This is a genomic window from Enterobacter sp. Ap-1006, from assembly GCF_011752835.1.
Taxonomy (GTDB): Bacteria; Pseudomonadota; Gammaproteobacteria; order Enterobacterales; family Enterobacteriaceae; genus Cedecea.
Genome location: NZ_VWWU01000004.1, coordinates 205,645 through 225,670 on the forward strand (window position 1 = coordinate 205,645; position 20,026 = coordinate 225,670).

At 55.6% G+C, this 20,026-nt stretch carries 19 protein-coding genes and 2 tRNA genes; 5 read left to right on the plus strand and 16 right to left on the minus strand.

Annotation, left to right across the window (positions count from 1 at the left end; translation table 11 throughout):
- Nucleotides 1-45: 45 nt before the first annotated feature.
- A complete protein-coding gene (gene radA / locus F3J28_RS13800; RefSeq protein ID WP_008460107.1) occupies nucleotides 46-1,428 on the minus strand; it encodes a DNA repair protein RadA in 1,383 nt (460 codons plus the stop codon).
- Nucleotides 1,429-1,442: 14 nt separating this feature from the next.
- A complete protein-coding gene (serB, locus tag F3J28_RS13805) occupies nucleotides 1,443-2,420 on the minus strand; it encodes a phosphoserine phosphatase (protein WP_166876931.1) in 978 nt (325 codons plus the stop codon).
- Between the two features lie 204 nt (nucleotides 2,421-2,624).
- Here serB and F3J28_RS13810 point away from each other — a divergent pair, with 204 nt between their 5' ends.
- Together F3J28_RS13810 and lplA are read left to right on the plus strand one after the other, a co-directional pair.
- Nucleotides 2,625-3,260 carry a YtjB family periplasmic protein gene (locus tag F3J28_RS13810; RefSeq protein ID WP_166876934.1) on the plus strand — a complete coding sequence of 212 codons (636 nt, stop codon included), beginning with the start codon at nucleotides 2,625-2,627 and terminating at the stop codon, nucleotides 3,258-3,260.
- A 74-nt stretch (nucleotides 3,261-3,334) separates the two neighbouring features.
- Complete coding sequence (gene lplA / locus F3J28_RS13815; protein WP_166876937.1) at nucleotides 3,335-4,351, plus strand: lipoate--protein ligase; 1,017 nt, start codon at nucleotides 3,335-3,337, stop codon at nucleotides 4,349-4,351.
- Here the strand turns inward: lplA and yjjJ are convergent.
- The 14 genes from yjjJ to F3J28_RS13885 form a co-directional block, all read right to left on the minus strand.
- Complete coding sequence (yjjJ, locus tag F3J28_RS13820; RefSeq protein WP_166876940.1) at nucleotides 4,348-5,676, minus strand: type II toxin-antitoxin system HipA family toxin YjjJ; 1,329 nt, start codon at nucleotides 5,674-5,676, stop codon at nucleotides 4,348-4,350. The genes lplA and yjjJ overlap by 4 nt on opposite strands.
- 149 nt (nucleotides 5,677-5,825) lie before the next feature.
- Complete coding sequence (deoD, locus tag F3J28_RS13825) at nucleotides 5,826-6,545, minus strand: purine-nucleoside phosphorylase (protein WP_008460099.1); 720 nt, start codon at nucleotides 6,543-6,545, stop codon at nucleotides 5,826-5,828.
- 59 nt (nucleotides 6,546-6,604) lie between these two features.
- A complete protein-coding gene (gene deoB / locus F3J28_RS13830) occupies nucleotides 6,605-7,828 on the minus strand; it encodes a phosphopentomutase (protein ID WP_008460097.1) in 1,224 nt (407 codons plus the stop codon).
- 52 nt (nucleotides 7,829-7,880) lie between these two features.
- Nucleotides 7,881-9,203: a thymidine phosphorylase gene (gene deoA, locus F3J28_RS13835; RefSeq protein ID WP_166876943.1), complete on the minus strand. Its 1,323-nt coding sequence runs from the start codon at nucleotides 9,201-9,203 to the stop codon at nucleotides 7,881-7,883.
- 182 nt (nucleotides 9,204-9,385) lie between these two features.
- A complete protein-coding gene (gene deoC / locus F3J28_RS13840) occupies nucleotides 9,386-10,165 on the minus strand; it encodes a deoxyribose-phosphate aldolase (protein ID WP_166866954.1) in 780 nt (259 codons plus the stop codon).
- A 345-nt stretch (nucleotides 10,166-10,510) separates the two neighbouring features.
- Nucleotides 10,511-11,788 carry a NupC/NupG family nucleoside CNT transporter gene (locus F3J28_RS13845; protein ID WP_166876946.1) on the minus strand — a complete coding sequence of 426 codons (1,278 nt, stop codon included), beginning with the start codon at nucleotides 11,786-11,788 and terminating at the stop codon, nucleotides 10,511-10,513.
- A gap of 171 nt (nucleotides 11,789-11,959) precedes the next feature.
- The gene (locus tag F3J28_RS13850) at nucleotides 11,960-12,736 is read right to left on the minus strand and encodes a TatD family hydrolase (protein WP_166876949.1); all 777 of its coding nucleotides are present in this window, start codon (nucleotides 12,734-12,736) and stop codon (nucleotides 11,960-11,962) included.
- On the minus strand, nucleotides 12,733-13,806 hold the full coding sequence (locus tag F3J28_RS13855) for a patatin-like phospholipase family protein (RefSeq protein ID WP_166876952.1): 1,074 nt from the start codon (nucleotides 13,804-13,806) through the stop codon (nucleotides 12,733-12,735). The genes F3J28_RS13850 and F3J28_RS13855 overlap by 4 nt, the downstream gene beginning before the upstream one ends.
- A 292-nt stretch (nucleotides 13,807-14,098) precedes the next feature.
- The gene (locus F3J28_RS13860) at nucleotides 14,099-14,260 is read right to left on the minus strand and encodes a DUF1328 domain-containing protein (RefSeq protein WP_007373037.1); all 162 of its coding nucleotides are present in this window, start codon (nucleotides 14,258-14,260) and stop codon (nucleotides 14,099-14,101) included.
- A 133-nt stretch (nucleotides 14,261-14,393) separates the two neighbouring features.
- Nucleotides 14,394-15,005, minus strand: a complete 612-nt coding sequence (gene osmY, locus F3J28_RS13865; RefSeq protein WP_008460085.1) for a molecular chaperone OsmY — start codon at nucleotides 15,003-15,005, stop codon at nucleotides 14,394-14,396.
- A gap of 315 nt (nucleotides 15,006-15,320) precedes the next feature.
- Nucleotides 15,321-16,910 carry a peptide chain release factor 3 gene (gene prfC / locus F3J28_RS13870; protein WP_166876955.1) on the minus strand — a complete coding sequence of 530 codons (1,590 nt, stop codon included), beginning with the start codon at nucleotides 16,908-16,910 and terminating at the stop codon, nucleotides 15,321-15,323.
- 100 nt (nucleotides 16,911-17,010) lie between these two features.
- Nucleotides 17,011-17,688, minus strand: a complete 678-nt coding sequence (gene yjjG, locus F3J28_RS13875) for a pyrimidine 5'-nucleotidase (RefSeq protein WP_039290052.1) — start codon at nucleotides 17,686-17,688, stop codon at nucleotides 17,011-17,013.
- Nucleotides 17,689-17,706: 18 nt separating this feature from the next.
- Nucleotides 17,707-18,150 carry a ribosomal protein S18-alanine N-acetyltransferase gene (gene rimI / locus F3J28_RS13880; protein ID WP_008460078.1) on the minus strand — a complete coding sequence of 148 codons (444 nt, stop codon included), beginning with the start codon at nucleotides 18,148-18,150 and terminating at the stop codon, nucleotides 17,707-17,709.
- Nucleotides 18,119-18,538: a DNA polymerase III subunit psi gene (locus F3J28_RS13885; RefSeq protein WP_166876958.1), complete on the minus strand. Its 420-nt coding sequence runs from the start codon at nucleotides 18,536-18,538 to the stop codon at nucleotides 18,119-18,121. The genes rimI and F3J28_RS13885 overlap by 32 nt, the downstream gene beginning before the upstream one ends.
- Before the next feature lie 107 nt (nucleotides 18,539-18,645).
- On the opposite strand from F3J28_RS13885, the gene rsmC reads away from it, so the two are divergent.
- The 3 genes from rsmC to F3J28_RS13900 all read left to right on the plus strand — a co-directional run bounded on the left by rsmC (nucleotide 18,646) and on the right by F3J28_RS13900 (nucleotide 20,003).
- Complete coding sequence (gene rsmC / locus F3J28_RS13890; protein WP_166876960.1) at nucleotides 18,646-19,677, plus strand: 16S rRNA (guanine(1207)-N(2))-methyltransferase RsmC; 1,032 nt, start codon at nucleotides 18,646-18,648, stop codon at nucleotides 19,675-19,677.
- A 121-nt stretch (nucleotides 19,678-19,798) separates the two neighbouring features.
- Nucleotides 19,799-19,885 (plus strand) — tRNA-Leu (locus tag F3J28_RS13895).
- Between the two features lie 31 nt (nucleotides 19,886-19,916).
- Nucleotides 19,917-20,003: transfer RNA gene (locus F3J28_RS13900), tRNA-Leu, on the plus strand.
- The last annotated feature ends 23 nt before the right edge of the window (nucleotides 20,004-20,026 follow it).

Sequence of the window (20,026 nt, forward strand, 5' to 3'; positions counted from 1 at the left end):
CGCTGCCTCCTGCCGGAGCGGGAACGGTTCCCGCAAGTTACTCAATTATAAGTCGTCGAATACAGAAAGCGCATCAGCAAGTTTTTTCACGCCGAAGACCTGCATCCCTTCAGGAATTTTTTTCGGTACGTTGGCCTGGGGCACAATTGCGCGCTTAAAGCCATGTTTCGCCGCTTCGGAAATACGCTCCTGGCCGCTGGGTACCGGGCGGATTTCACCCGCCAGCCCGACTTCCCCAAATACGACTAAATCCTGCGGCAAGGCTCTGTCGCGCAGGCTGGAAACCATCGCCAGCAGCAGCGCCAGGTCGGCGCTGGTTTCGGTAACCTTTACGCCGCCCACCACATTCACAAACACATCCTGATCGGCCATTTGCAGGCCGCCGTGACGGTGGAGTACGGCCAGCAGAATCGCCAGGCGGTTTTGCTCCAGGCCAACGGCCACGCGGCGAGGGTTGGACATCATCGACTGATCCACCAGCGCCTGAATCTCAACCAGCAGCGGACGAGTTCCTTCCCAAACCACCATCACCGAACTGCCCGGCGTCACTTCATCGCCCCGGCTAAGGAAAATAGCCGATGGGTTGCTGACTTCACGCAGTCCCTGCTCGGTCATCGCGAACACGCCCAGCTCGTTCACCGCCCCAAAGCGGTTTTTATGGCTGCGCAGGGTACGGAAGCGGGAATCGGCGTCACCATCTAGCATGACTGAACAGTCGATACAGTGTTCGAGGACTTTTGGCCCCGCAAGAGAACCGTCTTTCGTGACGTGCCCGACCATCACGATCGCCACGCCTTTCGTCTTCGCAAAACGCGTCAGGTAGGCTGCAGTTTCACGCACCTGGGCCACACTGCCCGGCGAAGACTGCACGTCCGCCATGTGCATGACCTGGATCGAGTCGATCACCATCAGCTTCGGCTGTTCTTCCTCGGCGATCATACAGATCTGTTCGATGCTGGTTTCCGACAGCATATTGAGGTTTTGCGTCGGCAGGCCTAACCGATGCGCGCGCATCGCCACCTGCTGAAGTGACTCTTCGCCAGTGACGTACAGGGTTTTCATTTGCTCGCTCAGCTTGCAAAGCGTTTGCAGCAGCAACGTTGATTTCCCTGCGCCAGGGTTACCGCCGATCAGAATGGCGCTGCCCGGCACTACGCCGCCACCCAGCACCCGGTCAAACTCTTTAAAACCGGTAGAAAAGCGCGGCAATTCTTCCAGGCTGATGTCCGAAAGCTTTTGTACGCGGCTGACGCCCGCGCTCCCGGCATAGCCGGAAAGGCGCTCGTTGCGGGCAACCTGTGGAGAAGCGGCGATGCGCACTTCGGTAATGGTATTCCACGCGTGACAGGCGCTGCACTGCCCCTGCCAGCGCGGGTAATCCGCACCACACTCGTTACAAACAAATGCGCGTTTTGGAGCTTTCGCCACCTTTATACCTCTTGTTAACGTTCTTCCTGAATCAGGCTGCCGGAAAGGATGCAGAACACGCCCATCAGATCCGCATGACGGATACTGACTTCGCTCTTCTCGTTGACCTTCGGCTTAGCGTGATAGGCAATCCCCAGGCCTGCGGCGTGGATCATCGGTAAATCATTGGCCCCGTCGCCAATCGCAACGGTTTGCGCGGCGGGGATTTCATATTTTTCGGCCAGGCGCTTCAAAGTGACCGCTTTGAACTTCGCGTCCACAATCTGCCCCAGCACTTCGCCGGTCAGCTTACCGTCGCAAATTTCAAGTTCGTTAGCGACCACCGCCGTCAGGTTTAATGTGTCGCGCAGGTATTCGGCGAAGAAGGTAAACCCGCCAGAGGCAATCGCCACTTTCCAACCCAGCGTATCGAGATTTTGTACCAGAGATTTTAGCCCCGGCATCAGCGGTAGCTCGTCGCGAACCTGGCGTAAAATATTAGCATCCGCGCCCTTCAGGGTCGCCACACGCTGGCGAAGGCTGGCGGTAAAATCCAGCTCGCCGCGCATTGCGCGTTCGGTGACTTCAGCCACCATTTCACCCGTTCCCGCCAGTTTGGCGATCTCGTCGATACACTCGATCTGAATGGCTGTGGAGTCCATGTCCATGACCAGCAGACCAGGCGTTTTCAAATGTGGGATTTTGCCCAGCGGCGCCACGTCCAGCCCGGCTTCATGCGCAAGCTTGGTCGCGCGCGGCGTTAAAGAGCCGGCCAGGCGAATAACCTGATAATCTTCCACGCACCAGGCGGTCACAATCACCATCGCCGCCCCCAGCTTGCGCTGGTATTTGGTCAGACACTGCTTGTCCAGATTACGCCCGTACAGGAGCCAGCCACTGCGGCCAGCGCGGTAGTCCAGCGGCATCACTTCGTCGCCGCTCAGGGAAAGCGGCAACCCAGGCCAAAGTGAAACATCGTTAGGCAAATCGCACCAGGTCAAACTGTTTGGCATTGCGGCTCCAGAATCAAGTAAACATACCCTTTTGCAGTCGGATTGCGGGCTGATGGCAAGGGATTTTTCTCCTCGCGCTGGCGTAAAGCCTGAGCTTCTGCCCTTTGAAGGATGCAGGGTATCCGGGTAAAAACAACGCATGAGGCTACCTTGTCCGCCTTGCTTCTGGCAACATTAAAGTAAGCAATTTTCCAAAGGTGCATCATGGTTCGGGTAAAATTTAAATTTCGGCTCCACCGCGCAGTGATTGTGCTGTTCTGCCTCGCACTTTTGGTGGCACTAATGCAGGGCGCGTCCTGGTTCAGCCGGGGCAGCCAGCAGGCGCGAAACGTTCAGTTAGAGGAGCTGGCCCGCACCCTCTCCCGTCAGGTCGCGTTTAATCTGGTTCCCGTCATGAAAACTGAGAATCCGGATGAAAAACGCATCTCCACCGTGCTTAACCTTTTGACTAAGGATAGCCGTATTCTGGATGCCGCCGTGTACGACAGCGAAGGTGACCAAATTGCGCGGGCGGGGGAAAACATTGAGGTTCGCGATCGCCTGGCGCTGGACGGCCAAAAAGCTGGCAGCTACTTCAACCAACAAATCGTCGAACCTATCACCGATAAAAACGGGCCTATCGGCTACCTGCGCATTACCCTGGACACCCACACGCTTGCCACCGAAGCTAAGCAAGTGGACAACACCACCAATATTCTGCGCCTGATGCTGCTGCTCGCCGTCGCGATCGGTATTGTGCTGACCCGCACGCTCCTGCACGGCAAGCGCACCCGCTGGCAGCAGTCACCGTTCCTGCTTACCGCCAATACGAAAGTAAAAGAGGAAGACGAGCCTAAGTAAAGCTCCCTCAGTAAATTCGCCGAGATGGCGTCATGCTAAGATGACGCCATTCTTCTGGGAAAAGGATCTTTGTTATGTCGACTTTGCGTTTGCTTATCTCTGACTCTTACGACCCTTGGTTTAACCTGGCCGTTGAAGAGACTATTTTTCGGCAGATGCCCGCCACTCAGCGGGTTCTGTTTCTATGGCGTAATGCAGATACGGTAGTGATTGGCCGCGCCCAGAACCCGTGGAAAGAGTGCAATACCGGGCGCATGGAGCAAGATAACGTTCGGCTGGCAAGGCGCAGCAGCGGCGGTGGCGCGGTGTTCCACGACCTGGGCAACACCTGCTTCACTTTTATGGCCGGCAAACCCGAATACGACAAGAGTATTTCCACGGCTATCGTACTGAACGCCCTGGCGAGCCTTGGGCTGGAAGCCACCGCATCCGGGCGCAACGACCTTGAGGTCGAAACCGCCGAAGGTACGCGCAAGATTTCAGGTTCCGCCTACCGGGAAACCCTGGATCGTGGGTTTCATCACGGCACTTTGCTGCTGAATGCCGATCTGAGCCGCCTGGCAAACTACCTCAATCCCGATCCGAAAAAGCTCCAGGCCAAAGGCATTACCTCCGTAAGAAGCCGGGTCGCCAACCTCAGCGACATCAAGCCAGGCCTGACCCACGAGCAGATAGCCGACGCAATTACGGCAGCATTTTTCGCTCACTACGGCGAGCGTGTGGAAGCCGAGCATATCTCCCCGGAAGCGCTCCCCGATCTGCCAGGGTTTGCCGACACCTTTGCCCGCCAAAGCAGCTGGGAGTGGAATTTTGGCCAGGCTCCGGCCTTTACGCACCTGCTGGACAACCGCTTTACCTGGGGGGGCGTTGAGCTACATTTTGACGTCGAAAAAGGGCATATCACCCGCGCCCAGGTGTTCACCGATAGCCTGAACCCTGCCCCGCTTGAAGCGCTGGCCAGCCGATTAAAAGGCTGCCTGTACCGCAGTATTTTGCTGCAGCAGGAGTGCGAAACGCTGATTTACAGCTTCCCGGAACAGGAAGCCGAACTGAGAGATCTTTCAGCCTGGATTGCTCAGGCGGTTCGTTAAGCCAGCCGCCGAAGTCTCTCGCTTAACCGCTCGACTTGCTCAGCCATTCCCGCCGCAATTTGCCGGAATGGCTCGCTCAGCATCACATTCAGGCTAAGCTCCTGCCAGTAGCGCTGCGCCCAGGGCTGCATCTCGAGCCACACTTCGCCGGGGATGTCGGCATCGATATTAACCTCAATGCAGCCTGTTCGCATATTGCCTGAACTGCCCGGAGCCCAGGCCATAGGCAGCATATCGTAGACCGGTGTGAGCTCAAGCGGACGGTCAGAGAGAAAGAAAGAGAGGTTCCCGGCATGCATATCGCTGTTACCAATCAGTCGGCCAAACACCCAAATGCGCTGCACCTGCCGAAGCGTGGCGGCCTCAACCATCCCCTCTTCTTTTAGACGCGTCACGGCTTTAGGCCAGCTAAGCACGCCCGCCGCATATTCACTTTGCACGCTTTCAAGAGAGACAATACTGCGCCGCCCGAAAACGCCCACGCAGTCAAAGCGCTCAACTTCGAGAAAGACCTGCCCGCTGACCGTCGAAAGTAGATCACACCGTGCGGCAGCAATCCCAACATCATTTAGCAGCGTTAAAGCGCTGGCCTCAGCGGCCAGTAGATCCGCCCATCGACGCTGGTTATCGTTCCGCATAGCCGGGGTGAACTTCACAAGAGCATGTCGTGGCCCGCGAAGCGTTTCACTGTAGCAGGTGAATTTAGGCTGCTCGCCTCCGGCGGATGAGCCGACAATTTCACCGTCTATCGCCCTGTGAGCAAGCTCAGCGTAAACCTTCAGGCGTTCATTATGAGGAATGGCTTCGGGAACGTCTTTCTCTGTCCACAGGCGATAACTCTCTTCGCCCACCAGCCAGCCGCCCAGATTTTCCTGCCGCTGCACAGAGAGCGCCAGAAGCACATCCTCTTCTCGCCACAGCCGAATATCTTCCGGCAAATCGCTGTCTTTAGCTAACTCACGCCCCCAGGCTCGCCCCAAAAATCCCTGCGGCCGGAGATCGGTCAGGTACCAGGGCAGCCCGTCAAACCAGCGGCTGTCGCCGTTGTGATGCACCACGAGGCAACTGCCTTTCGGCCACACGGGATAAAGCACACCAAATACCCAGGCTTTACCGACGTCGTCAATCTGCCAGAGCTGAAACTCGCGGTGCTGCCTTACCGGATGCTTTAATCCGTACAGCGTCGCACGCGCTGAACCGAATTTGATAACGTCAGGCTCAAGCGCTACCCGGCGAGAGAAAGTCGCCTGGCTGATACCCAGCCGTTGGGCCAGTGTTCTGGCTGAAAGAGGCCCGGTAAGAAGAAGGTCCGCTAGTTCGCTCATGTGAATAGATAAATGAATAGATACTTGAATTGATTTATAGCCTTGAATGGCAGACAGGTAAAGGTGATTAACCCAAAATAAGAAATAAAATGAATAGATAAATAGCATAAAAAAGGCGCCCTAAGGCGCCCTTTAAACGAGAAAAAAACTTACTCTTTGTCGCCCAGCAGGACGGATTCCAGAGCAATTTTGATCATGTCGTTGAAGGTAGTCTGACGCTCAGCGGCGGTGGTCTGCTCGTGAGTACGGATGTGGTCAGACACGGTACAGATAGTCAGCGCTTTTGCACCGAACTCAGCCGCTACGCCGTAGATCCCGGCCGCTTCCATTTCCACACCCAGAATGCCGTATTTTTCCATCACGTCGAACATGGACGGATCCGGCGTGTAGAACAGGTCTGCAGAGAAGATGTTGCCCACGCGAGCGTCAACGCCCAGCGCTTTTGCAGCATCAACCGCGTTACGAACCATATCGAAGTCCGCGATAGCCGCGAAGTCGTGATCCTTGAAGCGCAGGCGGTTAACTTTAGAGTCAGTACACGCGCCCATACCGATCACCACGTCGCGCAGCTTAACGTCTGCACGAACCGCGCCGCAGGAACCCACGCGAATGATTTTCTTCACGCCGAAGTCGGTGATTAGCTCTTTCGCGTAGATGGAGCAGGATGGGATGCCCATACCATGGCCCATAACGGAGATCTTACGGCCTTTGTAAGTCCCGGTGAAACCGAGCATGCCGCGCACGTTGTTCACTTCACGCACGTCTTCCAGGAAGGTTTCCGCGATGTGCTTAGCGCGCAGCGGGTCGCCCGGCATCAGTACTACGTCAGCGAAATCGCCCATTTCTGCGTTAATGTGTGGCGTAGCCATTGTGTATTCCTTGATTTTAAAAGTTAGCAATCAGACGGGCAACCGCCCGCCCAAAGGGATCACAGCATGTTTTTGCCGTAGTCCATGTCGGAAAGACCGAAGTACTTCGCTACCGTCTGGCCGATATCCGCGAAGGTTTCGCGGTGGCCAAGAGAACCGGCTTTCACTTTCGGGCCGTAGATCAGCACCGGAATGTGCTCGCGAGTATGGTCGGTACCCTGCCAGGTTGGGTCACAGCCGTGGTCCGCGGTAAGGATCAGAATATCGTCCTCTTTCAGCAGCGCCATCAGCTCTGGCAGGCGACGGTCGAACAGCTCAAGGCCGCCCGCGTAGCCGGCTACGTCGCGACGGTGGCCCCAGGAGGAGTCAAAGTCGACGAAGTTGGTGAACACGATGGTGTCGTCGCCGGCTTCTTTCATCTCTTTGATGGTGGCGTCGAACAGCGCATCCAGACCGGTTGCCTTCACTTTTTTAGTGATGCCGCAGTTGGCGTAGATGTCCGCAATTTTACCTACGGAAACAACCTGGCCCTGCTTCTCATCAACCAGCTTCTGCAGCACGGTGGCGGCAGGTGGCTCGACCGCTAAGTCGTGACGGTTGCCGGTACGCTGGAAGTTACCCGCTTTATCGCCAACAAACGGACGCGCGATAACGCGGCCAATGTTGTAGCCGCCTTCGGTCAGCTCTTCACGCGCAATTTCGCACAGCTCATAAAGCTTATCCAGGCCGTAGGTTTCTTCGTGGCAGGCAATCTGGAACACGGAGTCAGCGGAGGTATAGAAAATCGGTTTCCCGGTTTTCATATGCTCTTCGCCCAGCTCGTCCAGGATCACGGTCCCGGAAGAGTGGCAGTTGCCGAGGTAGCCCGGCAGGTTGGCACGCTTGACCAGTTTGTCCAGCAGCTCCTGCGGGAAGCTGTTGTCGTGGTCGCTGAAATAGCCCCAGTCAAACAGAACCGGCACGCCGGCGATTTCCCAGTGGCCAGACGGAGTGTCTTTGCCGGAAGAAAGCTCGTGTGCCCAGCCGTAAGCGCCGATAACTTCTGCGTTACCGTCCATGCCTGCTGCCACTTTGCCGGTGGAGCCTTCATGAGCTTTTACCAGCCCAAGACGAGTCAGGTTAGGCAGGTTCAGGGGGCCTTTACGGCCTTTGTCAGCTTCGCCTTTAGCGCAAGCCTCCGCGATGTGACCGAGGGTATCAGAGCCGACATCTCCGAAGCGCTCTGCGTCTTCGGTAGCACCGATGCCGAACGAGTCCAGCACCATAATAAACGCACGTTTCATATTATTCTCCGTACCTTGTGCTCTATAAAATAGGGATCAGATCAGTATACCGTTATTCGGTGACTCGGCGATAGACCGTTGGTGTTTCCTGCGGTGCTTTTTCGTCAATGCTGATTGCCGCTTTCACCGCCTTCGCGGCTTCCTGCCAGCTGGCTTCGTCTTTGGCGTGGATCACCGCCAGCGGACGTTCGCCGTCGATAGATTCTCCCAGACGCGCCATGTCGGTAAAGCCGACGCTGTAATCAATGGTGTCGGAAGCCTGACGGCGACCGCCGCCCATCGACACCACCGCCATGCCCAGCGCGCGAGTATCCATCGCAGAAACAAACCCGGACGCTTCGGCATACACTGCCTTGCTCAGCATTGCCGTCGGCAGGTACTTCGCATAATTTTCAACGAAGTCACTCGGGCCTTTCTGCGCGGCAACCATGCGGCCAAACACTTCGGCTGCTTTGCCGTTGTCCAGCACCGCCTGAAGCTTCGCGCGTGCTTCAATTTCGTCCTTGGCAAGCTTGCCGGAAATCAGCATCTCCACGCACAGCGCCATTGTCACATCGAACAGACGCGGGTTGCGGTATTCACCCGTGAGGAACTGTACCGCTTCACGGACTTCCACGGCGTTACCCGCGCTGGAAGCCAGCACCTGGTTCATGTCTGTCAGCAGCGCGGTGGTCTTCACGCCTGCGCCGTTGGAAACGCCAACGATAGCCTCTGCCAGCTGGGCTGACAGCTCGTAAGTCGGCATAAATGCGCCGCTGCCTACTTTCACGTCCATCACCAGCGCGTCCAGCCCTTCGGCCAGTTTTTTCGCCAGAATGGAAGCGGTAATAAGCGGGATAGAATCCACCGTCGCGGTAATGTCGCGGGTGGCATAAAAACGTTTGTCCGCCGGTGCCAGCGAGCTGGTCTGGCCGATGATGGCCACGCCGACGTCCTTAATAATGTCGCGGAAGCGGTTATCGTCCGGGAAGATATCGAAGCCCGGAATCGCCTCCAGCTTGTCCAGCGTCCCGCCGGTATGCCCCAGACCGCGGCCTGAAATCATCGGCACATAGCCTCCGCAGGCCGCCACCATTGGGCCAAGCATCAGCGAAGTGACATCCCCCACGCCGCCGGTGGAATGTTTATCCACAATCGGGCCGTTGAGGTTAAGGCTTTTCCAGTCCAGCACGGTGCCGGAATCCCGCATCGCCATTGTCAGCGACACCCTTTCCGGCATTGTCATGTCGTGGAAGAAAATGGTCATCGCCAGAGCAGCAATTTGCCCTTCAGAGACGGTGTTGTCGCGAATACCGTTGATAAAGAAGCGAATCTCTTCGTCGCTCAGTACCAGGCCATCACGTTTTTTACGAATAATTTCTTGTGCGAGAAACACGGCAACCCCCTGGGAAATGCGGGTAAAGAGCGGCGGAAAACCCGCCGCAATTAAAGATTACTCTGGATAATTCGAGCCGCAGGCAGAAGGCAAAAGAGCTCATCCCCAGGAACTTACTGAAGTAAGTGATTGGGGTGAGGGAGTGCAGCTAACGCACCTGCGGCTTGAAGCATGACGAGTAATTAGTAGCTGCTGGCGCTTTTGCCGTCCCCATGGCCCAGCGCTTTCAGCAGGCTGGCTAACAGGCTGGACGCCCCGAAGCGGTAATGACGGGAGTCGGCCCAATCGGCGCCGAACAGATCGTCCGCGATAGCCAGGAACTGCGCAGCATCTTCAGCGGAGCGAACGCCACCGGCTGGTTTGAAGCCTACAGTTTTTTCCACGCCCATATCGCGGATCACTTCCATCATGATGCGAGCGCTTTCCGGCGTGGCGTTAACCGGCACTTTACCGGTCGAGGTTTTGATAAAGTCGGCACCGGCTTTAATCGCGATAGTAGACGCTTTGCGAATCAGCTCTTCGGTCTTCAACTCGCCGGTTTCGATGATCACTTTCAGCAGTACGTTAGCGCTGGCACAGGCGTCCTTACACGCTTTCACCAGATCAAAGCCAACCTGCTCGTTACCGGCAATCAGCGCCCGGTATGGGAACACCACGTCCACTTCGTCTGCACCGTAAGCGATAGCGGCGCGAGTTTCTGCCAGCGCGATGTCGATATCGTCGTTACCGTGCGGGAAGTTGGTCACGGTCGCAATGCGGATGTCCGGGGTGCCCTGCTCTTTCAGGGTTTTACGGGCAACAGGGATAAAGCGCGGGTAGATACAAATCGCAGCGGTGTTGCCGACTGGGGTTTTTGCCTGATGGCACAGAGCGATGACTTTCTCGTTAGTGTCATCGTCGTTCAGGGTAGTCAGATCCATCAGTTTCAGCGCACGCAGGCTGCTTTGGGTTAAATCGGTCATAACGCTCTCCAACAAAAGGGAAATAAGTCTCCGGCCTGGAAACTCAACACGTTGGAGCGGACTTGGTTCCTTGAAGAAGAGTGGTCACCTGGGTCACCCTCACGTTGAGATCCTTCTCACCGCACATTGCCGGTTGCAATGTTAGAATTCTAACACCCACCACCGATACAATTTTGTGTCTCGCCTCACAAAAGCCAAAGCATGAATTGCAAGCTTTCATAGAGTATATGTGATTAAAGGAACAAAATAACGCGCTAAATTGCGCCGGGACACAAGAAAATGGCTGGCAGGGCGCCAGCCATCGGTTACCGCTTAATGTTATAATTATAACATTTCTGTTGCAGTTTACAGCGCCAGGAAAAGCCCGGCGATGGTGGCACTCATCAGGTTAGACAACGTCCCCGCCGCCACGGCCTTCATGCCCAGTTGAGCCACATCGTGCCGACGGTTTGGCGCCATGCTGCCCAGGCCACCGATCAGAATGGCGATAGAAGAAAGGTTAGCAAATCCGCACAGCGCGAAGGAGATAATTGCTTTGGTATGGCCGGACAGCACCTGCAGGCCCGCCGCAGCCACTTCGGCATCATCCTTCAGGTAAGCGCCGAAGTTCAGGTAAGCTACGAACTCGTTGATGATCAGCTTCTGGCCGATAAACGATCCGGCCACCATCGCCTCGCTCCACGGCACGCCAATCAGCCAGGCTACCGGGGAGAACACCCAGCCCAGCATCAGCTCCAGCGAAAGCTGTGGATAGTTGAACCAGCCGCCGATACCGGAAAGCATCCCGTTCAGCAGGGCAATCAGCGCCACAAACGCCAGCAGCATCGCCCCGACGTTCAGCGCCAGCTGCATCCCGGAGGCTGCGCCCGAGGCCGCCGCATCCAGCACGTTAGCCGGGCGATCTGGGTCGTTTTTCATCGACTCCAGCTCAGGCGTGTCGTTCGGGGTTTCCGTTTCAGGCAGCATTATCTTGGCAAACAGCAGCCCGCCCGGCGCAGCCATAAAGGATGCGGCAATCAGGTATTCCAGCGGCACGCCCATCTGCGCGTAGCCCGCCAGCACGGAGCCCGCCACGGAGGCAAGGCCACCGCACATCACGGCAAACAGCTCAGAGCGAGTCATGGTCGAGATGTAAGGGCGAACCACAAGCGGCGCTTCGGTTTGGCCAACGAAAATATTCGCCGTCGCCGACAAGGATTCAGTGCGCGAGGTTTTCAATACCTTACGCAGGCCGCCGCCGAGAATACGGATCACTAACTGCATCACGCCGAGGTAGTAAAGCACGGCGATAAGCGAGGAGAAGAAGACAATAATCGGCAGGACTCGCAGGGCAAAAATAAAGCCGCCGCCGCCAAAAACTTCGAACATTTTGTCAGAAACCAGCCCACCAAACAGGAAGGAAATCCCTGAATTGCCGTAGGCGATGACGTTAGCCACCCCTTCAGACATCGCGAGCAGGACTTTACGCCCGACCGGGACATAAAGGATCAGCGCCCCAATACCGATCTGGATAAGCCACGCGCCAATGACGGTACGCAGGTTGATCGCTTTGCGGTTGCTGGAAAGTAAAACGGCGATCAGCAGCAGTGCCATCATGCCGATCAATCCCATGAGTATTTGCATACAGTATCCCTGTGTATCAACTGGAAAGATTCGGGCTTTAGCAGCCCCTTTTAAGCGCGCGGATTATAACCACAGGGGCGAGAAAAGTGCCGGAGTAATCACGTGTAGGACGAAATGTATAGAAACATTTACATAGCAAGGTGAGAAGCATCACACTTTGAGCGTGACTCATTAGAAAGCGAATAATTCGTCTGCGTTGTTTTTCAAGGCGTTAGCAATGATTTCTGCGGGCTCCGGGCGTAATTCACACAGCGCATCGAAGACCCTGGCGACACGTTCCGGCCGGTTGGGCTGCCCCTGCCAGCCGTTCAGCGGCATATCCGGCGCATCGGTTTCCAGCAACAGCGATGAAAGCGGCAAACGGGCCATCACATCCCGGGTTTTGCTGGCTCGCGGATAGGTGATGGTGCCACCGACGCCAATGCGATAGCCCATTGCAATAAACCGTTCCGCCTGCTGTAAGCTGCCGGCAAAACCATGCACCACGCCGGTTCTGGGCAAGTTGTGGCGCTTCAGGTGCAGCGCCAGCTTGTCGTGGGTACGGCGGGAGTGGAGCAGCACCGGCAGATCGTAACGCTTCGCCAGCTTCAGCTGCTCGCTGAGGATAAACTCCTGCCTGTCGAGCTGCGGATCTTCGCGATAAAGATCCAGCCCAATCTCGCCGATGGCGATCAGCTTCTCCGGCTTTTGCCGCAAAAGATCCTCCAGCGCGGCCAGCCCCGTATCATCATGCTTTTCAATCACAATCGGGTGCATACCCAGGGCGGCATAAAGCGCCGGATAATTCTGCGCCAGCGCGAGTACGCGATTGAAACGCCCCGCTTCTATTGCTGGCACAATGATTTTACGAACCCCGGCCTCAGCGGCCAGGGCGAGGCTGTGCTCTTCATCCCCGGTGAAGGGGGGAAAATCAAAGTGGCAATGGGTGTCGTAGAACGTAAAACTCACGCAAGATCCTCATTATCAAACGCCGCATCATTCGCCTGCAGGCCAGGGCTAATCGGCTTGACCAGCGATTCGTTTGCCGCCACAGCAGGAGGAATCACCAGCGGGCCAGGCGTATTAATGCGCGGCAAATGACGCCTTAACGGCGGCTTAGCCACCAGCAGTTTGCCAATGGTGGCCAGGAAATAGCGCCCGCACAAGCGCCCCGTTTGATAATCCGCCGTCAATGAAGGCAGGCGGCTGCCGAGCGCGCTGCTTAATAGCGCTTTCGGAGGGTAAATCTCGAAGATTCGCAGTTTACCGGGCGGCTTCTCAATGAAGCTTTGGATTTCACGGTAGCTTTCCTCGTGGTGCTGCACCAGATTCAACAGCGGCTGCAGGCTGCTGTCGCCCAGCCAGCGTTCCATATGTTTGAACCACTGCGGCGTGTAGTACATCTGTGAAGGTACGGTGCGAATGACCACCAGCGTATCTGCCCCGCGATTAACCGCTTCCCGCACCGGCACCGCATCGCTGATGCCGCCGTCCTGATAGCTGACGCCGTCAATATCCACGCCTGAGCGGTAAAAACCGGGAATGGCGCTGGAGGCTTTCAGCAAATTTAGCCAGGTATCCGTGGTCGGCGAAAAGTAATTCGCCGCATAGTCATCACTGCGGCAGGCGCACATAAAGAACTCTTTTCCCTGTTCAAACAGCGGGTCGGCGCTGGACATCGACAGCGGCAGTCTGGCGGCGGTCGACTCAATCAGCCAGTCGAGATCGATCAGATGCCCTCCGCGCGCAAAGCGGAGCGGATTGAAGAAATCCCTCGTCGTCGTAAAGCGCGTGATGACGCGACGCGCGTATCCCGGCTGGTTACAAACGTAAGCGGAAAGATTCTGCGCCCCGGCAGAGGTACCCAGGAACAGATCAAAAGGGTTGAATTCCGCGCGCATAAATTCGTCCAGAACCCCAGCCGTAAAGATCCCGCGCTGCCCGCCCCCTTCACAAATCAGAGCGAGTTTTCCAGGACGAAAAGGTTTAGTCGCCAGCGGCGCAATATTGCCGAGCGTTACGGGTATACGATTTCCCACCTGCTTTCCTGAATTGCTGTTGTTGTGAATTTCTACCCTATACCCATAGCGCGCTAAGTAAAACGGCGAAAGCCAGTCACGAGGACTGGCTTAAGGTTGCTGACAAAGCGGGAAAAGGCGTAGTTTTTCCCTCTTTGTGGTGAGCAGCCGAAAATCAATGAATTGATTTTCCTGTTTTTTTTAACGAGCCGTCTGGCATTTCTTTTCTGCCGACAGCGGTTTGTCGACAGTATAAAGCCAGTCACGAGGACTGGCTTTTCTTTTGTATCGGCATGTTACTCAATAAGCGTTGCTAAGGACGTCTGCGCCCCATAAACAGGCTGACCAGGAACAGAATGATCCCGACGATAAAGACAATTTTTGCAGCACCTGCTGCGGTACCCGCCAGACCACCGAAGCCCAGGGCCGCAGCGATCAACGCTATTACCAGAAAAATAATGCCCCAACGAAACATAGACTCTCCTTAACCATAGTGAATCTTATCGCTTCTTCACGGGCGCCGAATGGCTAACCCGCAGGCGATAATGTGTAAGGGTGGTGCTTATGGCTTCCCGGCATGAGCCCTGGAAGCCATTTCGGGTGCTGCTTTACTTTACTTTCAGATCGTTTTTAACGCTTTTCACGCCTTCAACAGCTTTGGCAATGCTTTCAGCCTTCTCAGACTGAGCGGCGGATTTCACCTCGCCGGACAGCTGAACCACGCCGTCAGTGGTTTCTACTTTTATATGGCGCGACGGCACAATGCTGTCGGCCAACAATTTCGCTTTGATCTCGCTGGTCGTGGCCGCATCACCGGCATAGCCTTTCACCGACTGTGTTTTCACATCGCGAACGTGAAGTTTGTCGCTCACCGAGGTTACGCCTTCCACTTTTTTCGCCGTGGCGACGGCCTGCTCGGCCTGAGCCTGGCTCTCAACAAAACCGCTCAGGGTGACCACTTTATTGTCGGTTTTGACCGAAATATCGGTACTTTTGATGTTTTTATCGTCAACCAGGGCTGCTTTGACTTTCGCTGTGATGCCGCTGTCGTCCATGAAATTACCGACTTTCGTCATGGAGCTATCGATTTTTTTCCCTGCACTATCGGCGGTAGATTCCGTTTTATTAAGCAGAGTGTCTTCCGCAAAGGCGCTGGTGCTTGCCAGTACAGAACCCAACACAACCGCCAGCAGAGTTTTTGAAATCTTAGTCGTAGTCATCGATTAATTCCTGTAGGTTTGCTCATCATTTGAGCTTTCTCGCTTCCCGTAAGCTGAAAAAAATCAGCTATTAATATTGAGATGACATGAGAAACGCCAACAAGACACCAGAAAATGATTAATTCCCGGAGCTTTCATCCAATAAAATTGTCATCACTTTGTTAAATATAGATCACAATCATAAAAGTGCATGACGTGTTGATGGAAAAATCAGCAATGACGCAGGATTCGCGGGAAATTAAGAGGATTCTGCAAGGGATTAAAAAGACAGGGAAAGTGAGAAGAGCGCGGCGAACGCCGCGCTCTGGCTGATAATTAGTGCTCGCGCGTTTTTCGGAAGGTCACGTCAGGGTAACGTTCCTGGGTAATGTTCAGGTTTACCATCGTTGGGGCGATATAGGTCAGGTTGTCGCCGCCATCCAGCGCCAGCTGAACTTCGTTTTTACGTTTGAATTCTTCAAACTTCTTAACGTCATTCCCTTCAACCCAACGCGCCGTCGCCACGTTGACCGATTCGTAAATCGCTTCCACGTTGTACTCGCTTTTCAGACGAGCAACGACCACGTCGAACTGCAGAACCCCAACCGCACCAACAATAAGGTCGTTGTTGGCAATAGGACGGAACACCTGTACCGCGCCTTCTTCAGACAACTGAACCAGGCCTTTAAGCAACTGCTTCTGCTTAAGCGGATCGCGCAGGCGAATACGGCGGAACAGCTCCGGGGCAAAGTTCGGAATGCCGGTGAACTTCATCATTTCGCCCTGGGTAAAGGTGTCGCCGATCTGAATCGTGCCGTGGTTGTGCAGGCCGATAATATCGCCCGGATACGCTTCTTCCACGTGAGAACGATCCCCGGCCATAAAGGTCAGCGCGTCAGAAATAATGACGTCTTTCCCGATACGCACCTGGCGCAGCTTCATGCCTTTTTCATACTTACCGGACACCACGCGCATAAAGGCGACGCGGTCACGGTGTTTTGGGTCCATGTTGGCCTGGATCTTAAAGACAAAACCGGTGAACTTCTCGTCCGCCGCATCCACCAGACGCGTGTCGGTTTTACGCGGCATTGGGGCCGGCGCCCACTCAACCAGACCATCCAGCATGTGGTCGACGCCGAAGTTACCCAGCGCGGTGCCGAAGAATACCGGGGTAATTTCACCGGACAGGAACAGTTCATGGTCGAATTCGTTAGAAGCCCCCTGCACCAGCTCCAGCTCCTCACGCAGCTGCAGAGCAAGATCCTCCCCGACGGCTGCGTCGAGTTCCGGGTTGCTCAACCCTTTCACGATGCGCACTTCCTGGATAGTGTGGCCTTTACCGGTCTGGTAGAGGTAGGTTTCATCTTTATAAAGATGGTAAACCCCTTTGAACAGCTTGCCGCAGCCGATTGGCCAGGTGACTGGCGCGCAGCCAATCTTCAGCTCGCGCTCAACTTCATCCAGCACTTCCATTGGATCGCGAATGTCGCGGTCCAGTTTGTTCATGAAGGTGATGATCGGCGTGTCGCGCAGACGGGTAACTTCCATCAGCTTACGGGTACGATCTTCTACGCCTTTTGCGGCATCAATAACCATCAGGCAGCAGTCAACGGCGGTCAGGGTACGGTAGGTATCTTCGGAGAAGTCTTCGTGCCCCGGGGTGTCCAGCAGGTTGACCAGGCTGTCGCGATACGGGAACTGCATCACCGAGGTGGTGATCGAGATCCCACGCTGTTTTTCCATCTCCATCCAGTCGGATTTGGCGTGCTGGCTTGAGCCACGGCCTTTTACCGTCCCGGCGGTCTGGATAGCCTGTCCGAACAGCAGCACCTTTTCGGTGATGGTCGTTTTACCGGCATCCGGGTGAGAAATAATGGCAAAAGTGCGGCGTTTAGCCACCTCTTGCAAATAAGGAGACAAAGTCATAATTACATCTTCTGTAAGTGCGCGCGGCCTTGAGCCACGCGGCGAGTGAACGTTATTTGGCGGCTATTTTACCCATCATTGCGGGTTTAACAATCAACAATCATGGCTTACACAGCAGTTGCTCCAGTTCACTTAGCGAGGTGACCTGCCAGGTCGGTTCAATCCCTTCCGGCGCGGTGCGCCCGTGGGCGTTCAGCCAGCAGGTTGCTATCCCGGCGTTGATACCGCCCAGAATGTCGGATTCTGCCGTGTCACCGACCATCAAAACGCGGTCGCGCGGCGGCTGTTTCATCTGCTCAAAGGTATAGTCGAAAATACGGCGGTCTGGCTTAGCGACCCCCACCTGCTCGGAAATCACCAGCAGATCGAAATAGTCACGCAGGCCTGTACGTTCAAGGCGGATCTGCTGCAATGCGGTAAAGCCGTTGGTGATGATGCCAAGTTTAGCCTTGCCCTTCAGCGCATTCAGGAGAGAAACCGCGCCAGGTAGAGGGGCGCAAATTTCAGCCATGGCGGATAAAAAGGCATCGTTCAGCTCCGCTGACGGCACATTCAGCCGCCCTGCCCAGTCCTCAAAACGCCTGAGCTGCAGCTGCAGCGCGGTAATCGCCCCGTTCTGGTAGTCTACCCACAGCGGCTTGTTTACCGCCTGGTACTCCTGGAAATCATCTGCGGTAAAGGTCACGCTGTAATCGAGAAACATGCGCTGCAAGCCGCCGAACGCGTCAAAGGTAAACAGCGTTTCGTCCGCATCAAATAAAATCCAGTCCCAGTTCATCCACACACCTTTTAAAAATTAACCAAGGGGGAGCGCCATCACGATCGCATCTTCCCGACCTTCTTTTGCAGGATAATAATTGCGACGCACCGTCGCTTCGTTAAAGCCCAGGCTTTCGTACAAGGTTCTCGCCGCAACGTTAGAGGCGCGCACCTCCAGCCACAGCGTAAACACATCCCGTTTTTCAAGCTCGGCAATAAGATGCTCAAGCAGCGCTTTCCCAAGCCCTTGCCGCTGATACGCTGGATCAACCGCAATGTTGAACAGCGTGGCTTCATCGAGAATGACCTGCGTCACCGCAAAAGCGGCAAGTTTGCCGTCAACGTCCAGCCGCAAATTGAAATAGCGTTCGCCCTGATTGCTGGCAAAGGTTTTTTCACTCCAGGGAAAAGCATGACTGCGCAGCTCAATGGCATACGCGTCCGCCAAATCATTCGGCGTCAGGGAAGAAATCGTGTTCATGTTCGCAAATCTGTTGCCACAGCGCCTGTCGCGCGTTGCCATTGTGATAAAGCTCGTCAAGCGCAGGGGACGCAAGCTGCGCGCCGCTGAGCGTCAGCGGCTGCTCAACGCCCAGACGCCAGCTATTGCAGCGGCTGTCAGGCGGCATCATCGCAACGCGCTCTGGGGTCAGCTGCATCACTTGCTCAGGGCTTAACGCCATACTGCGTAAAATGTCCTTCACCAGCGGATCGCTCAAGGCTGGTAGCGTCTCAGCCACCATCACTAAACGCACGCCCGCGGGCAAAGAAACCGCAATTTCGCCCTGTAACGCCGTCGGACGCCGCAGCACCCACTGGGTAATACCCAGTTGCTGTAACTGCCAGTCGCGTCGGGAAGGGGAAGTCATAGCGAAACCTGTTGAGAGCGTAATTCGGGCGGCAAATATAGCAAATTCATCGAATCCACGCCATTAAAGCTCTATAATCCACGCTCTGATTTTCCAGGAGCTATTTGATGAGTGCGTTTACCCCGGCGAGTGAAGTACTGCTGCGCCACAGCGATGATTTTACCGAGAGCCGTGTGTTGTTTGCCGGTGACATGCAAGACGACCTGCCGGCGCGTTTCGACACCGCCGCCAGCCGCGCCCACACCCAGCAATTCCACCACTGGCAGGTATTAAGCGCGCAGATGGGTGAGAACGCACAATATGGCCTGGTGGTCAGTGCGGATGACGTTGCCGACAGCAATACGCTTATCTACTACTGGCCGAAAAACAAGCCAGAAGCTCAGTTCCAGCTGATGAATATTCTGTCGCTGATGCCGGTTGGCACCGATGTTTTTGTCGTCGGCGAAAACCGCTCTGGCGTGCGTAGCGCAGAGCAAATGCTGGCTGAAATTTGCCCACTGACAAAAATCGACAGCGCGCGCCGCTGCGGTCTGTATCATGGCCGCCTTGAGCAGCAACCTGCGTTTGATGAAAACAGCTGGTGGGGTGAATACCCTCATGAAGGGATGGCCGTGAAAACCCTGCCGGGCGTCTTTAGCCGTGACGGTCTGGATACCGGCAGCAAACTGCTGCTTTCCACGCTGACGCCGCACACCAAAGGCAAAGTGCTGGATGTTGGCTGCGGCGCGGGCGTACTGGCGATTACTCTCGCCAGCCACTCGCCAAAAGTCCGCCTCACGCTGAGCGACGTTAGCGCACCGGCGGTCGCCGCCAGCCGCGCAACACTTGCCGCTAACGGCATTGAAGGGGAAGTGATCGCCAGTAACGTCTACTCGGAAATCAACGGCCGTTTCGACATGATCATCTCCAACCCGCCATTCCACGACGGGATGCAAACCAGCCTCGATGCAGCGCACCAGCTTATTCGCGGTGCAGCTCGCCATCTGAATATGGGTGGCGAATTGCGCATCGTGGCGAACGCCTTCCTTGCCTACCCGAACGTGCTGGACGAAGTGTTTGGTAGTCATGAAGTTATTGCTCAAACCGGCCGCTTCAAAGTTTACCGCGCCGTGCTGACCCGGGCGGGTAAAAAGCGCTAAACGCGTTAAGGTGCCGCTTTTTGCATCAGTCGGAAAAGCGGCATCAAATTAAGTGTTGACGAAGCTCAGAAAACATCTAGAATGCGCCTCCGTGGTTGTGATACTTCGGTATTACAGGTATGCGAAGGTGGCGGAATTGGTAGACGCGCTAGCTTCAGGTGTTAGTGTTCTTACGGACGTGAGGGTTCAAGTCCCTCTCTTCGCACCAACACAACCACGAAAGATATCGTTCGCACTGCGCGAAGGTGGCGGAATTGGTAGACGCGCTAGCTTCAGGTGTTAGTGTTCTTACGGACGTGAGGGTTCAAGTCCCTCTCTTCGCACCAATGCGAAGGCGATATCAAAACTC